At 63.7% G+C, this 15196-nt stretch carries 10 protein-coding genes; 6 read left to right on the top strand and 4 right to left on the bottom strand.

Features of this window, described 5'->3' with window-relative positions; translation table 11 throughout:
• Positions 1–2: 2 nt before the first annotated feature.
• From fliD to ACFDR6_RS33075, 3 genes are all read right to left on the bottom strand, one after another.
• On the bottom strand, positions 3–1676 hold the full coding sequence (gene fliD / locus ACFDR6_RS33065) for a flagellar filament capping protein FliD (RefSeq protein WP_375860897.1): 1674 nt from the start codon (positions 1674–1676) through the stop codon (positions 3–5).
• A 62-nt stretch (positions 1677–1738) separates the two neighbouring features.
• Entirely contained in the window at positions 1739–2563 is an 825-nt protein-coding gene (locus ACFDR6_RS33070; RefSeq protein ID WP_212091736.1) for a flagellin, read from the bottom strand.
• Between the two features lie 144 nt (positions 2564–2707).
• Positions 2708–3403 carry an RNA polymerase sigma factor gene (locus tag ACFDR6_RS33075; protein ID WP_212091734.1) on the bottom strand — a complete coding sequence of 232 codons (696 nt, stop codon included), beginning with the start codon at positions 3401–3403 and terminating at the stop codon, positions 2708–2710.
• A 749-nt stretch (positions 3404–4152) separates the two neighbouring features.
• Here ACFDR6_RS33075 and ACFDR6_RS33080 point away from each other — a divergent pair.
• The 3 genes from ACFDR6_RS33080 to ACFDR6_RS33090 all read left to right on the top strand — a co-directional run bounded on the left by ACFDR6_RS33080 (position 4153) and on the right by ACFDR6_RS33090 (position 8263).
• Positions 4153–6333, top strand: coding sequence for a hypothetical protein (locus ACFDR6_RS33080; RefSeq protein WP_375860898.1), 2181 nt, complete (start codon positions 4153–4155; stop codon positions 6331–6333).
• Between the two features lie 61 nt (positions 6334–6394).
• Positions 6395–7690, top strand: a complete 1296-nt coding sequence (locus ACFDR6_RS33085; RefSeq protein WP_375860899.1) for a hypothetical protein — start codon at positions 6395–6397, stop codon at positions 7688–7690.
• A 36-nt stretch (positions 7691–7726) separates the two neighbouring features.
• Positions 7727–8263, top strand: a complete 537-nt coding sequence (locus ACFDR6_RS33090) for a hypothetical protein (protein WP_375860900.1) — start codon at positions 7727–7729, stop codon at positions 8261–8263.
• 354 nt (positions 8264–8617) lie between these two features.
• Here the strand turns inward: ACFDR6_RS33090 and bamA are convergent, their stop codons facing one another.
• Complete coding sequence (gene bamA / locus ACFDR6_RS33095) at positions 8618–11098, bottom strand: outer membrane protein assembly factor BamA (RefSeq protein WP_375860975.1); 2481 nt, start codon at positions 11096–11098, stop codon at positions 8618–8620.
• Between the two features lie 314 nt (positions 11099–11412).
• On the opposite strand from bamA, the gene ACFDR6_RS33100 reads away from it, so the two are divergent.
• The 3 genes from ACFDR6_RS33100 to ACFDR6_RS33110 all read left to right on the top strand — a co-directional run bounded on the left by ACFDR6_RS33100 (position 11413) and on the right by ACFDR6_RS33110 (position 15195).
• Positions 11413–11796 carry a hypothetical protein gene (locus tag ACFDR6_RS33100; RefSeq protein WP_375860901.1) on the top strand — a complete coding sequence of 128 codons (384 nt, stop codon included), beginning with the start codon at positions 11413–11415 and terminating at the stop codon, positions 11794–11796.
• Positions 11797–12412: 616 nt separating this feature from the next.
• Entirely contained in the window at positions 12413–13972 is a 1560-nt protein-coding gene (locus tag ACFDR6_RS33105; protein WP_375860902.1) for an efflux transporter outer membrane subunit, read from the top strand.
• On the top strand, positions 13969–15195 hold the full coding sequence (locus ACFDR6_RS33110; RefSeq protein WP_375860903.1) for an efflux RND transporter periplasmic adaptor subunit: 1227 nt from the start codon (positions 13969–13971) through the stop codon (positions 15193–15195). The genes ACFDR6_RS33105 and ACFDR6_RS33110 overlap by 4 nt, the downstream gene beginning before the upstream one ends.
• Position 15196: the final 1 nt, after the last annotated feature.

Genomic DNA, 15196 nt, shown 5'->3' on the forward strand with positions numbered 1-15196 from the left:
CGTCAATCACTCGAGTTGAGCAGGGCCTTGAGATAGTCGAGCGTGCTGCTCGCACTCTCGATCGCGGCTTGGTACTTCGCGTACTGCGTCTGCAGCTGCGATTGCAGCGTCGCCGCGGCGCTGTTGATGTCATCGACCCTTTGCTGGAGCTCCTCGTCGCGCGTCGTCAGACTGGTGATCTGCGTTTGCAACGCGCCAGTCGATGACGAATAGTCCTTCGCAAGCTGGTAGATCTGCGATGCAATCCCGGTGCTCGAGGTGACCGTGATCGACTGCGAGGTCGAGCCGCTATAGGTGAAGGCCATGCCGGCATAGATCGAGCCGGACGCGCCGATGATCGTGGTGCCGCTGACCGTAAACAGCGAGGAGTCACCGCCGACAGAGGCCGAGGACAGCTTGCCGTCGGAATCGACGGTCAGCTCCAGGGTGAAGGATTGCGGCGACGTCCCGGTGTTGACGACGCTGAGCTGGCTCGACGACGTCGTGGTTTGCGCCGACAGCAGCTTGGTCACGCCGCTCAGGTTAGTGCTCAGGATCTCCGACAACGTGCTGGTGTCGAGCTCGAGCTCGTTCTTCTCGTTGAAGGACAGGCCGAGATCGGCCATCGTCATGCCGCCCACGGTGCTGTTCAAGGCGTTCTGGAGCGCATCCATGATGTTGCGCATGGTTCCGTCGCCGAACAGGACCGCGCTCGAATCTGCGGTGCCGTCGGTCGTGGTCGCCTGCTGGGCGATGACCTCGTCGCGAAAAGCATTGTAGTTGGTGACGAAGGTCTCAAGCGCCGCTTGGATCTGGCTGGTGTCGGTCTCGATACTGATGTTCAGCGAGGTTCCGTCCGGGGTCGCCTGGAGCAGGCTGAAAGTGACCCCGCTGAGAACGTCGGTGATGTCGTTGGTGTCGCGCGTCATCGAAATGCCGTCCAACGTGAATTCGGCCGACTGCGCCTCCTGGATCACGTTGGTAAAGCTGCCCGAGCTGCCGGTCACGCCGAGCTCGTTCATGATGTCGTCGCCGGATGTGCTGGAATAGGTGATGTCCACCGCATCCGCGGTGCCGGTCAGCACCATCTGGAATGACGTGCTGGATACCTGCACGATAGAGGCCTGGACGTTGGTGGTCGAGGTCTGCGCATTGATGGCATCGACAATGTCCTGGAGCGACATCGTGCTGGTGACGGTGATGTCGGACGTAGGCCCGCCGTCCAAACCGATGGAAAACGTGCCGGAATAGCCGAGCTCGTCGGTCTGGCTCGATTGCGAGGTGCCGACCACCTTCTGTGCGGCCGCGAGCTGACTGATCGTCAATGTATGGTCGCCGATCGCCGCCCCGTTCTTGATCGTCATGGAAAGCGCCGAGGAGGCACTCACGTCTCCGGTCGAGCTGATGCTCGCCGCGCGCGTCGCGAATGCGCTGGTGGAGAGCGAATTGACCACCGCCGTGGATAGTGACGACAAGCCGGAATACAGCGTCTCCAGATCGCTCTGAAGCGTCTGATAGGCCGAGATCTTGGCCTCGTTGTTCGTGATCGTGGTCGAGATCGTATCCGCCTGCGCGGTCTTCGCGTCCACGGCGGACTGTATCAGCGCTGACCAGTCGATACTGCTCGAATTGGTCGACCCGCTCGTGGTGACGGTGACACCCGAGCTTGCGCTGCTGGTTGAGCTGACGCTGGCCACTTTGGTTGCCTATTCCCTGGCAGTGAGCGGGCCGGCCTCATGCCGGCCCGCTCGGATCGTCATCAGTTCAGCAGCTGGAGCAAGTACTGGGGCATCTGATTCGCCGCGGCGAGCGCCGACACGGCAGCCTGTGTCTTCACTTCAGCCGAAGACAGCTTGGATTGCTCGGACGCGATATCCACGTCCTCGATCGCGGAGTTTGCCGCCTGGAGGTTCTGCGTCTGGGTCGAGATCGAATCCGACGAGAAGTTGAACCGCGATTCCTGAGCGCCGATCGAGGCGCGCGCGGCAGAAACAGTGTCGATCGCAGTATCGATGGCATCGAGCGCCGATGTCGCGCCGGACTGAGTGCTGACGTCGAGCGTGGAGACAGCGAGAGAGGACGCTGTCAGGCTGGTCAACTGGATGTCGATCGTGTCAGAGCCGTCCGAGCCGACCAGCACGGACACACCGGACGAGAACACGCTGGATCCATCGAGCAAGCTCTGGCCGGAATAGCGGGTACCGGTCGCGATCGAGTCGATTTGGGCGTTGAGCTGCGAGAATTCCGATTGGATATAGGCGCGACTGGAGTCGGTCACGGTGCCCGACGCGGATTCCGACGCCAGCGACTTCATGCGGGCGAGAATGTCCGAGATGTTCGATGCGCCGCCGTCGGCGGTCTGGAGAATCGCGGTCGCCTGCGAGGCGTTGGTCGCAGCCTGCTGAAGCGTGGTGACGTCCGAAGAGATGCGCGTGGAGATCGCAAGGCCCGCGGCGTCGTCGGATGCCGAGGTGATGCGCGATCCGCTCGACAGCTTCGAGAGCGAGCTGCTCTCCTGCGCGGCGTTGATGTTGAGATAGCGGACCGCCGCATTGGCGGCGGTATTGGTGCTGATTACGGGCATTGAGAGCTCCTGTGCTGATGGGCATGGCGTGCCGCATCGTTGAGATCGACTGACGACGACGCGGACCGCAGCCCCGTCCGTTCGCTCAAACGGCGGAGCGCAAGGAGATCAGGCGCGAAAAACTTGGCGAGGCGATCTTTATGGTTAGCAGTCGGTAAACGCGGTGCGGATGTCCCGCTCGTGCTTGCGCAGGAGCTGGCGAAGCTGCTGGCGGCCGCGCTTGAGCAGCGACTCGACGGCGGCGACGGTTGTATCCATAACCTGGGCAATTTCGCCGTTGCTCATGTTTTCGTGGTAGGACAGGATTACCGCGACGCGCTGTTGCTCGGGCAAGCGCTGCATCGCGAGCTCCAGCATGTCGTTCAGCTCGCGACGCTCGATGAGCTCGACGGCGCCGGGCTGATTGTCAGCGACTTCCGGCACGGCCTCGACGTTCTCGGTGCGCGGCTTGCGACGCAGATCGATGCAGCGATTGGAGATGACACGGTAGAGCCAGGTCGAGAATTTGGCGCGGCCGTGCTGCCAGCGTCCGCGATGGCTCCAGATCTTGAGCATGGAATCCTGCACCACGTCCTCGGCGTCCGCGGCGTTGCCGACGATACGCAGCGCAATGGCATAAGCGCGATCGATGTGACGCTCGACCAGCATGCGGAATGCGACTTCGTCGCCGGTGGCGAGCTTGTCCAGGAGTTCGCTGTCCTCGTCGTAGACGACATCGGCATCGGGCGCGCCATCCGGCGCGAGCGGCGCGGACGGCATCATCGGCACCGGCGCTTCAGCCGGCACCGTCGTCGCAATCTCGGCCTCGGCGGGAGCCCAGACCTCAGCAGCGTAACTCATCCCGCAACCTCCAACCCGCAATGCCGGCGGCGCCAATGCCACACGGCTTCCACGCGTTGAACGCGGGGCGAAAGCAATCCAGGCGATAAATTTCCGTTGTTTTTCAAAACGTTACCTGGGTCTTTTTTGCCGAGTACCGGGCAGCTATTGCCGGTCGCGCGATCATCTTGGGCGTCGTACGCGCAATCATCACATCGTCTCGGGCCATGGCGGATCGTTCATCCTGAGCAGATGTCGTCGAGAGAAGAACGCTGACATTACGCGGCCCTAGGTGATCAGACGCGACACGCACTTGATGCATGAAGAGACAATTGTTTCCGAGTGTGAATGAACGCGAGACAACTTCTGCACCCGGCAATTTTTTCCGAATCACCATTTTCGAACCTAGCGATTTTTTTGAACTTGTCAGTCGCGACGAGCACGATTTCGAATCGCGCGTGAACTTTTTTCGCGCGTGTGGCGCCTGACCTCACGCACACGCACGTTAATCGCTCTGATTGGCGGGGATTGCTGGCATGACGATCGCAACGACTGGCGCAGCGCGCCGCGCGCAAATTGTTTCTGCTTGGTCATTTGATGTTTTCGATACGTTTCTGCTTCGCGCCTGCACGACGCCAGATGGCGTATTTGAAAGGACTTACGAGCTTTCCGGCATTTCACAATCATGTCCCAATGCTTCCGCGAGTTTCGTTCAGCATCGCATCCAGGCCGAAGCGCGTGCACGCCGGATCGCGAAGGAGAAACGCGGCGTGGGCGAAGTGCACATCGACGAGATCTATTCCCGTTTCCCGTTCAAGCTCTTCGGTCGGGCGCGCAGCGATCTGATAGATCTGGTCGAATCAGAGTTTGCGGCGGAGATCGAGCTTTGCCGCGCAAATCCGGACATGCTTCGGCAATATCGGGACATGAAGCGCGCGGGCTACCGTGTCGGCTTCATCTCCGACACCTATTGGGATTCCGACCGGATGGCGCGATTGCTGCGGGCTTCTCATCCCGGGCTGAGCTGGGACTTTCTTTACGCATCCTGCGACCACGGCAGCAGCAAGAGCGGGTCGCTGTTCGCGACGTATCTATTCGAGCAGAACATCGACCCCAGCGCCTCCTTCCACGTCGGCGACAATGAAAAGGCCGACATCAGGGGCGCGACGCGCCACGGCATTCGCCCGCGCTACTATCCGCAGGCCACCGCCCAGCTTGCTGCGAAGTTTCAGCGCGAGACCGCGCTGTTCGAGCTGTTGTGCTCGGGTGCGCCGTCTCGACTCGATCACGGCGCACGTACGCTGCGGCGCATGGTCGCCGCGCGCAGCGCCGAGAGGTCGCCAGCGTTCCATCTGGGAGTGACAGTGCTCGGCCCGGTGATGAAGGCATTCGATGTCTTTGTTGCGCGGCGCTGCGAAGAGGTCACAGGTCCCGGCCGAAAGGTCGCCCTCGGCTTCCTCGGCCGGGACGGCTTTCTGTCGCACCAGATCTGGCAGCGGCTGCACGGCATGACCTCGGCCTATATCGAGATCAACCGCCGCGTCAGCCTGATCGCCTCGGCGGACACGATGCAGCCGCTCATCGATCTCCTCAGCAAGGTCTTCAAGATCGACGCGCCGACATTCGGCGAGATGCTCAAGGTCATGCCGGCGAGCGTCGCCGCATACTTTGCCGGCTTCCCGGACGGGATCGCTTCCGGCGAGGAACTCGCCGAGGCGCTTCCGGAACTGATGAATCCAGCCGAAGTCGTCGAGCTTGCCGCAGACTTGCGCGCGCGGCTGCTCGCCTATCTGCGTCAAGCTGTACCTGGGTTCGATGACTGCACCGATCTCGTCCTCGCCGATCTCGGCTATTCCGGCAGCGTGCAGAAGGCTCTGCGTCGCATCTTCGACCTCGAAGGCATCGGCATCCGCCTCCACGGCGCCTATCTGATGTCGCTCGACGACGCCTTCGACGACCTCGCCGAGGAGGACAGCGCCGAAGGATTCATCTCCGACCTCGTGGTCACCCCTCACGCCAAGCGCATGCTGATCCGCAACGTGGCGCTGTTGGAGCAGATCTGCTGCTCCGCCGACGGCTCGGTGCGCGACTATGACGGCAACCAGGTTCTGCGCGAGATCAATCCGCGCCCCGAAAGCCAGATCGCGCTGGCCGCCGAGATCCAGGCCGGCGCTCTCGCCTTTGCAGTAACGGCCGAAGACGCCGCCCTCGATTTTGGTCTGAGCCCCTATGCGACACCCGACGTCGCCGCGCGCTGGTGCGCGGCAACCTTGGCGCGCCTCTTGTTGCTGCCCGACGATGACGAGCTGGCGCTGCTGGGCGAACTGAAGCACGACGTCAATCTCGGCACCCGTGCGCTGGCACCAATGATCGACGGCGACTTCATCCGTCGGCAGATCACCGCCCGCGGCCTCTCAGCCGCCTGCACGGCATCGGCACCGCCGATGTGGCTCGCAGGCTGCTTTGCGCGGCTATCGGCGTCCCACTCCTATCTCTACACGCTGTTTGGCGCCAACCGCCTGCCGGCCGACGTCTTCGAGGACAGGCCCTGCGGCCAGGTCCAGGTCGGACTGTTTCGCGGGAATGGCGAAGCGACACTGGAGACGGTGACGCTTCACCACAACGGCCTCGGCGAGTTGCGCCTGCGCATTGCCCTGTCGCGGAGCATGGTGGTGACCATGATCGCACTGCCGCTGGCCACATTCGCGCCCGATGGCCTTCTTCACGGCGTGACGGTGCAGCAGGGCGACGACTCTCGCGACGCAGCCGAGAGTCAGGACGTCACCGGCCTTGCGGAGGACAGCCTGATCTTCGCCGGTCTGCAGCGGACCGGCAGCCATTATAGCACCAAGACCGAGGACGGCTGCCTCCTGATCCCGGTCGCCGCGATGGCGCAGGACATTGCGATCTACTCCGTGGCGATTACGCCGCTCCGATCCGGCCCCAAATAGTGCGCCTGATCGCGCCGTCAGGACCGTTGAAGTCCAAGGGGTTGGCACGAGGGGCACGGAATTGACGGACGGGACGCACGCGAATCTTGATCGGCTACTGCAATCCGGCGGCATCCGGCTCGGCGAGGCCCAGCACGACCGTCTGGCCTGGCTGGTCAGCCGGTACGGTGCACCGACGCTGGATGGCGTCAGCGAGGGGCGGCGCAACGGCGTCGTCATTCTTCGAGAGCCGCCAAGCGGCGCGGCCGCCGAGTTGATCTACCGCTCGCTCAATCCCGGCTGCGCCGTCGTCATTCCCAGAGGCGAGAACCCCGGCTTCGACTTCCTCAAGTCTAAGCTGACCGAGTTCGGCACTGTCGGCCCCTGTGGCGCGGACGGACCGCACGAGATGTGGTGGGGCGGCATCGGCTGGTCGAAATTCCTCTCCGCCGTCGATTCATCAACCCTGCGTCCGCGGATCGTCTCCTGCTATCCGCGCGGCGGCGACGCAACCGCGGCCTTCGCGCTCCAACATTCGCTCGAACGGCTCGACCTCGCCTGCCACATCGAGCCGGTCGAAGCCCAGCTCGGCGACCGCATCCTCTGCTTCGAAAAGGCCGAGTTCATGATGCGGATGTGGAACAAATATCGCGAGCCGCTGCTGTTCGTCGAAGCCGGCGCGGTGCTGCGCGAGGCGCCGCTGCTGCCGTCCTTCCTCGGCTGCGACCTGGCCTTGCACAAGTGGAGTCGCTGGGAGATGTCGGCGCGCACGCTCTATCTCGGCCGCACCAAAGCTGCGGAGATGATGCTGCGCACGTGGCAGCAACTCGCCGCGTCCTATCCTGCGATCTGGGAGGGCTATCTGCTCGATCAGGCCTGGAGCCTGACGTCGTCGCAGGTGCCGCTCGACACCGTATGGCTGCCGCGATCCTATCACGCACTGAAAGGCGACCTCGGCGCCTCGCGCGCCACGATCCTGCATGACCAGCAGACGACGACGCTGGAGCTCGGTCCCGATCCCGGCTTTGCGAGCATAGTGCGTGTCGCCCGTCGCGCCGGCCGCACCGGCGCCCGCGACGCCTTCATGGTGATGACCTCGAAAGCCGAGACCGGCAACGGCATCGCCGTAATCCTGCGCAACGTCTCGGCCAGCGATGCCGGCGTGGTGGCCGCGACTGTGGAGGCCGTGACCGGCGCCTATGCCACCGATTGCGGCGGGTACAGCCGGCTCGAGCTGTCGCTCTGCGCCTGGCAGGAAGACGTCGGTGCCGCGCGCGAGGCCGCCGCCCAAGCGCGCTGCCGCGTCCTGGAGATCGCGCCGGGACAGCGCATCGCCAACGACTTCTTCGCTGCCACGCTTCCGACGAAGCGCTCATGACCGCTCGCCACATCCTCCCCTGACGGACACCTCACGATGCTCAAGACCATCATCCTGCTCACCGACACCGTGCAACAACAGCAGCCGCTGGCCAATCTGCTCCGCGAGCACAATCGCGATCTCTCCTTCTGTTCGGCGCTCCGCGCACCGGACCTCAGCGCGATCGAGCCTGACGTGTTGAACGAAGCACGGCTGATATCCTTTGCGGCCGATGTCGCAGTTCCGGAAAAGCTCCTGCTCCAGCTCGGCTATGGCGCCTACAAGTTCTACGCCGCGCCGGCGCAATATCCGGGCTTGCCACCGGCGCCCGACGAGAGCGACGACGATTCACGCTGCTATTCCGTGATCGCACAATCAATGATGATCTGGCCGGATTTCAAGAAAATAGTCGGCCTGGAGACCGTGACGATTCCTGACGGGACCGTTGCTGCCGAGCGCGAGCGGATGGTGTTATCTCGCCTTGCGTACCTGTTCTGGCAGATGTCGGGTCTGATCGCCGGCGAGGCCACCGATCTCCCCGGCATCATCGAGCCCAGCGAAGGCCGGCGTCCGGCGCTTGCGATGATGAATTAAGGGCCGCCAGCGCGGTGCGAGGCTGCGCGGAGCGCCAGGCGATGCTCCGGCACCGCGAACGCGATCGTCCGGCCCCCGCACGGCAAGGCCGCAGTCGCGCAGCTCCGCGTGTCCAATTCTCCGACACCAACATCCGCATCGATTCTGGCGTGCCGCCTGCTCATGTGAGCTTGGCGTTCGACGGGACGATGACCCTCCACGATGACCATCGACAAGGACGATCATGGCCTGGACTGCCGCCGAGCGCCCAAAATGAGCGATTCGCCTTCGCGGGATCTCCTTGGCCTGCCAATGCTCGCGGTTCTCTCCTAGATTGACGCGTTCCTCTCTCGACCTGCAGCGGCGGGCGTCCAGCTAGAACGAAGTGCCACCCCCAAACCTGAACTCCTGAACCGTGTCGTACTTGCCCTTCGTCAGCGGCACGGCGTAGTCGAAGCGCAACGGCCCGAACGGCGAGGCCCAGATCAGGCCGACGCCGACCGACGATCGCACCACGCTGCTGTCGTCATATTGAAGTCCGCAGGTCGGGCAGGCCTTGGTATTGACTTCGCCCGTGGCCGACCACGAGGTCGGGCCCTGGTAGCCCCAGAGCGATCCGGCATCGGCGTAGAGCGCGCCCTTCAGGCCGACTTCCTTGGGCAGGAACCAGAACGGCATCTGCACCTCCATCGACGCGCCCCAGTATTTCGTGCCGCCAATCGCATCGCCGCTCGCGCCCAGGCTCCAATAGCTGATGTCGCGCGGACCGATGCCGTTGGAAGCGAAGCCTCGCACGAGGCTCGGCCCCATCTGGAAGTGATCCAGCATGCGCAGATCCTTGTCGCCGATCTTGTTCAACAGGCCGCCCTGCAGATGGATAACGCTGACGATCTCGGACACCAGAGGCGTGTAATATTTGGTGTCGAACGCGGTCTTCAGATAAGCTACGTCTCCGCCGACGCCGGCGAAGTCCTGCTTGAAGTCGATCAGCAAGCCGTCCGTCGGGTTCTTGGTGTTGTCGAGCGTGTTGTAGGTCAGCGTATAGCCGAGCGCCGACGTCCAGGTCGCGCCGTTCGCCAGCTCTTTGCGAACCGGCAGGCTCGACTCCCCGTCGCCATAACAGCCGTATCCATAAACGCCGGAATCCGTGGAATTGGTCGGGTCCACACCGCCCAGCACATTCTGGATGTAGGCCGGCGTCGGGTTGAAGGCCAGCGAGGAATTCGCCGCGTTGTTGTTGCAATTGTTGTAGGCGCTGGCGAGTGAGATGGTCTGCCGATAGAGCGAATAGCGCAGCTGGAGTGACAGGTCCTCGCGCAAGGCAAGACCGATGCGCGGCGAGAATCCCAGGGTTGTCACCCCGTAGCTCGTGTAGCTGTTGGACTTCTGCTCACGCCAATAGGTGTCCAAGCCCAGAGCCAGCCTGTAGTCGAGCAGATACGGCTCGACGAAGGACAGCGATATTCCGCGGGAATATTGACCGTAGGTGACCGAGGCCTTGCCGTAAAAGCCGCGACCGAGCAGGTTGCGCTCTGAGATCGAGACTTCGGCCAGCGCGCCGTCGGTGGTCGAATAGCCGCCCGAAACCGAGAAGTCGCCGGTCGACTTTTCCTCGAGATCGACGATCAGGATCACGCGATCGCTGGAGGAGCCCGGCTCGGTGACGATCTTGACGTTCTTGAAGTAGTCCAGATTCTTGAGGCGCCGCTCGGCACGGTCGACCAGGGCACGATTGTAGGCGTCGCCTTCCGAGAGGTCGAACTCGCGGCGGATCACGTAATCGCGCGTGCGGGTGTTGCCGCGCAGGTTGATGCGCTCGATATAGGTCCGCGGCCCCTCATCGACATTGAACACGACAGAGACGGTGTGCGCCTCGAAATTGCGGTCGCCGGCGGGACGAACTACGGCAAAGGCATAACCGCGGCGCGAGGCTTCAATCTGCATCTCCTCGGTCGATTTCTCGATCGATTCGACGTTGTAGAGCGAGCCGACATTGACGCGCGAGTAGGTGCGCAGCGCGCCCGCGTCGAAATTGACGATGCTGGAACGGAAGCTCACCGATTCGACCCGATATTGCTGCCCCTCCTCGATCCTGAAGCTGACGAGGAAGCCCTTCTTCTCCGGATCGTATTCGGTGAGTGCGCCGACGACCTGGACGTCGGCAAAGCCGTTCTTGAGATAGAAGCGGCGGATCAGGTCGCGATCGGCCTCGACGCGGTCGGGATCATAGACGTCGTTGTTGCCCAGAAAGCTGAGCAGGTTGCTCTCACGGGTCTTGATGACGTCGCGCAATCGCGAGGCCGAGAAGGCGCTGTTGCCGATGAACTCGACGGACTTGACCGGGGTCTTGGCGCCCTCCTCGACCGTGAAGACGAGATCGACGCGGTTGTTCGGCTGCTCGATGATTTCGGGCGTGACGCGCACGTCGTACCGACCCGAACGTCGGTAGATCTCGGCGATGCGCAGCGTGTCGGATTGCACCAGCGCCCGCGAGAAGGTCCCGCGCGGCTTGGACTGGATCTCGGCCGAGAGCTGCTCGTCCTTGATCTTCTTGTTGCCCTCGAAGGCGACACGGCCGATCACGGCATTTTCCACCACCGCGACCACGAGACGGCCGCCGGACTGACCGATCTTCACGTCCTGGAACAGGCCCGTCCCGATCAACGCCTTGAGTCCGTCATCGACGGCGGCTTGATCGAGGCGGCCGCCCGGTCCGGGCCTGAAATAGGAGCGGATCGTCTCGGCCTCGACGCGGCGATTGCCCTCCACCGCGATCGTCTCCACCCCCTGTGCGGCCGCCGGCTGCGGTAATAGCACGAGCGAAATTGAGCTCGCAACGCATACGCCACTCGTCATCACTGCAATCAGCAAGGCCCGCAACACCGACATTCCAACACCTCAAGAGCACCTCCTGCTCTGAGACGAGACCGCTGTGGCCGAGATGTGGCTTTGAGATTTCTGGATTGTTTCCAGTCGTTGAGATTGATTTGCGGATCAATCGCTCGAGTGCGTCCATCATGACGAGCGCACGAGGCTTCATCGGCGAACGACCGGCATGCCGATGCGCGCGCAGGGAGCGCCACCATCCGCACGCGCAGCAACATCGCGCAACGGCAGAGTTCTTTACAGCCTCTCACGTCGGTGCGAGAGGCGACGCATCGAGAATTCGCATGGGGCATTTGCCGATGAACGCGCTTGTCGTAACCAGGACGATGCTGGTCGTCGTCCTTTCCTCGACCCTCTCCGTCCAGGCCGCAACCACCCGCAAGCGCAACCAACGACAAGCGTCGCACGAGATCGTGTACGAGTATGGTCCGCACGGCCCCAACCGGTCGTACCAGTCCGGCCCGCATACGCGCGTCTACGTGAGCAAACGCTCGTGGCTCGATGGCGGGACCGAAGTGCTTCCGGGAGAGCGCAAATTCACCGACTACGCCTTGCCATCCGGCACACCGTTCGCACGCGAGAACGGCAACCGGCCGCTCGACCGTCAACCCCTGAACCCGGACTCGGACCTGGGTGGCTTTACGCAGAGAATTCCGATCTCGTGGTGACCGCACAGCAGCATACAGGTGAAGCCCAACACGCGGCCTTCCCTGCGCGATGGTCGAACGGCTTATGCCGCGCCCTCCCGGGAGCCGCACTTTCCTTCTGGCCTCCCTCGCCCCGCGAATTTGAATGATGCAGTCCGCCCGGTTGGGCTCGCTCGCACCTCCGCAGACAGCTTGACCGTGACAACGACGGCCAGGACCACACGGTTTTGCCATACGCACGGCCCGCCATTTCGCCGCAGTTTTCCCGGCCCTGTCGACGGAGCCGGAAACTTACAAACGAGACGAGGCCTAGTCCGCACGCGGCCGCGGGCTCACAGGGACTACCCGCCCTGCCCGCACCTCTCATGCCGACGCTGCCGCGTCCACCGCATTTCGGTAAATAGGAATGTTCTTGCAGAAAGGATTGACGCAGCGGCGAAACAGGATCGATGTCTTGCCTGACAGGCACCGTGCGGCGGCGCGAGATGCCCCGCAACATCTGTTTACATCCAGCAACATTCCGGCTGCCGAAAGGCCACGATCGCGCGGCTACTGGGGGCCTGTACATCCTACCCTTCCGAAGGCCAATGGGCCACCGCACGTCCCGCGGCAAGGCTCATGGATCTCAGCCGATTTGATGCCGTCACACTTGTTCGTCGCCGTTCTCGCGCTATCCGCAGAGGAGAACCATCACTCGACGCCGTCCCCGTTACGCGCCGCCCTGTCGCGCACCGGATCGGCTTGCGTCGTGCTGATGTTGGCTGCCGCACTGGCTGGCTGCGCCGTCGGGCCGGATTATGCCGGGCCGCCCGGGCTGGTCATGCCGTCGCACTGGAGCGCACAACCAACTTCCCGGCGTCAATCCGGCACGCTGGGTCGCTGGTGGATGCGCCTGCGCGATCCCCTGCTCAACCAGTTGATCGAACAGGCCGTCGAAGCCAACCCCAATGTTGCCAAAGCCAAGGCGGTCGTGCGCGAGGCGCGCGCAACGGTTCAGCAGACCGGCGCAGGCCTGTTTCCCTCCGTCAGCGGCTCGGCCTCGGTGACCGACAACAAGAGCAGCGCGGGCTCCGCCTCGGCCATCGTCGACACAGCGCCCTACACGCTGCACCAAGCGAGCTTCGATTCGAGCTGGGAGCTCGACCTGTTCGGCGGCACGCAGCGGAACGTCGAGGCGGCGGTCCGGGGGCAGCAATCGGCGGAGGAGGATCTGCGCGACAGCCTCGTCACGCTCATCGGCGACGTTGCCGCCTATTACGTGGAGGCGCGCGGCTACCAGGCACGGATCGCGCTGGCGCGGCGAACATCGATCTCGCAGCGCGACACCGAAAAGCTCACCCGCAGCAAATACGAGGCCGGCAGCGGCAATGCCGTCGATCTCGCCAAGGCGACGGCACAAGCGGCGAGCACGGAGGCGAACGTTCCGACCTATCAGGCGGCGCTTGCGGCCGATATTCATCGGCTCGGCATCCTGCTCGGAAGGCCGCCCGACGGCGTCGCTTTGCTGATGGCACGGTCCGCGCCCGTGCCTGCACCGCGCATGCCGTTGCCCACGCGGTTGCCCGCCGATCTCCTCAAGAGCCGCCCCGACGTCGCCAGCGCCGAGCGCAAGCTGGCGCAGGCCACCGCCAAGATCGGCGCGGCCGAAGCGGACCGCTATCCAGCGGTGTCGCTCACCGGCTCCGTCGGCACTTCTGCCCTGCGTGCCGGCGATCTCGCAAAATATTCCAGCGTGAGCTGGTCGGTGGGCCCCTCGGTCACGGTGCCGGTCTTTGACGCGGGCAAGCGCCTGGCGACGGTCAAGATCGCGGAGGCGCAACGCGACCAGGCGTTCGCGACGTTCCATTCGACGCTGCTCACCGCACTTGAAGACGTCGAGAACGCGCTGGTGTCGATTTCGCAGGAGCGTGTTCGCGGGGTCAAGTTGGCCGAGGCGGCGAAGAACTATCGCGAGGCCGCCCGGCTGTCGCGATCGCTGTTCGAGACCGGTAGCGCGAGCTTCATCGACGTGCTGGACGCCGAACGCTCGCTCTATTCGGCCGAGGATTCGCTGATCCAGAGCAAGGTATCCGCGGCCAAGGACTACATTTCCCTGGCGAAGGCCCTCGGTGGCGGCTGGTCCGATCCGGTCGACACATCGACGCCGATCATCGTGGACACCAACACAGGACCACACTTCCGGGAGACGGTGAAGTGACCGATATCATCACCGCCAGGCGCGTGAAGATTGCCGCCGCGGTGGTTGCCGTCGTGGCAACCGGGGTGGTGGCCGCCATGCGCTTTCCGGCGACGTCGAGCAAGACGCAGTCCTACATCACTGCGCTGGTCACCGTCAGCGATCTGCGCGAGGAGGTGCTCGCGAGCGGCACGCTCAAGCCGGCGCGCCTGACCGCCGTCGGCGCGCAGGTGTCGGGCCGGATCACCGCCCTCAATGTCCGCGTCGGCGACACGGTCAAGGCCGGCGACGTCATCGCCCAGATCGACCCTGTCACCAAGCAGAACGATCTGCGCAATTCGGAAGCTTCGCTCAAGAACTACCGGGCTCAGAAGCTCGAGAAGGAAGCCGCGTTGGTGCTGGCGGAAGCCAACCTCGCGCGCCAGCAGGCGACGCTGGCGCAGCGTGCCACCTCGCGCAGCGATTTCGACAGCGCGGATTCGACGGTGCGGCAGACCCGTGCCCAGATTGCCGCGCTCGAAGCTCTGATCGTGGGAGCCGAAGCCAGCGTCGAGACGGCCAGGGTCAACCTCGACTACACCAGGATCACCGCGCCCATCGACGGCACGGTGCTCGCCACCGTGGTGCAGGAGGGGCAGACAGTCAACGCGGTGCAGTCCGCGCCGACCATCGTCGTGCTCGGCCAACTCGAGACCATGACGGTGCGGGCGGAGATCTCCGAGGCCGACATCGTCAAGGTCAAGCCGGGACAACCCCTCTACTTCACCATCCTGGGCGACCAGGACCATCGCTACGAGGCCAGGCTGGAGCAGATCGAGCCGGCCCCCGAATCGATCAAGAGCGACGCGAGCTTCTCTTCGACCACCACATCGAGCTCGAGCACGAGTTCGTCGAGCTCCACCAGCACCGCCATCTACTACATCGGCGTCTTCAACGTCCCCAACAAGAATCTTTCGCTGCGGACCTACATGACCGCCGAGGTGCACATCATCACCGGTGAGGCCAAGCGCGTGAAGGTCATCCCCGCGCTCGCGCTGATGCGGAAATCCGACGGCCGCAGCACCGTCCGCACTCTCGATGCGTCGGGTGACGCGCACGAACGCGAGGTCAAGACCGGACTCAATGACCGCACGACGGTCGAGATCAGGTCCGGCCTCGATGAAGGCGACCGGGTCGTCACCGGAGAAGCCAGCGAGCAGACCGCATCGCGCGGCATGCCCGGCGGCCCGTCCGGAGGTCCCTGAG

The organism is Bradyrhizobium tunisiense (assembly GCF_042263385.1).
GTDB lineage: Bacteria > Pseudomonadota > Alphaproteobacteria > Rhizobiales > Xanthobacteraceae > Bradyrhizobium > Bradyrhizobium tunisiense.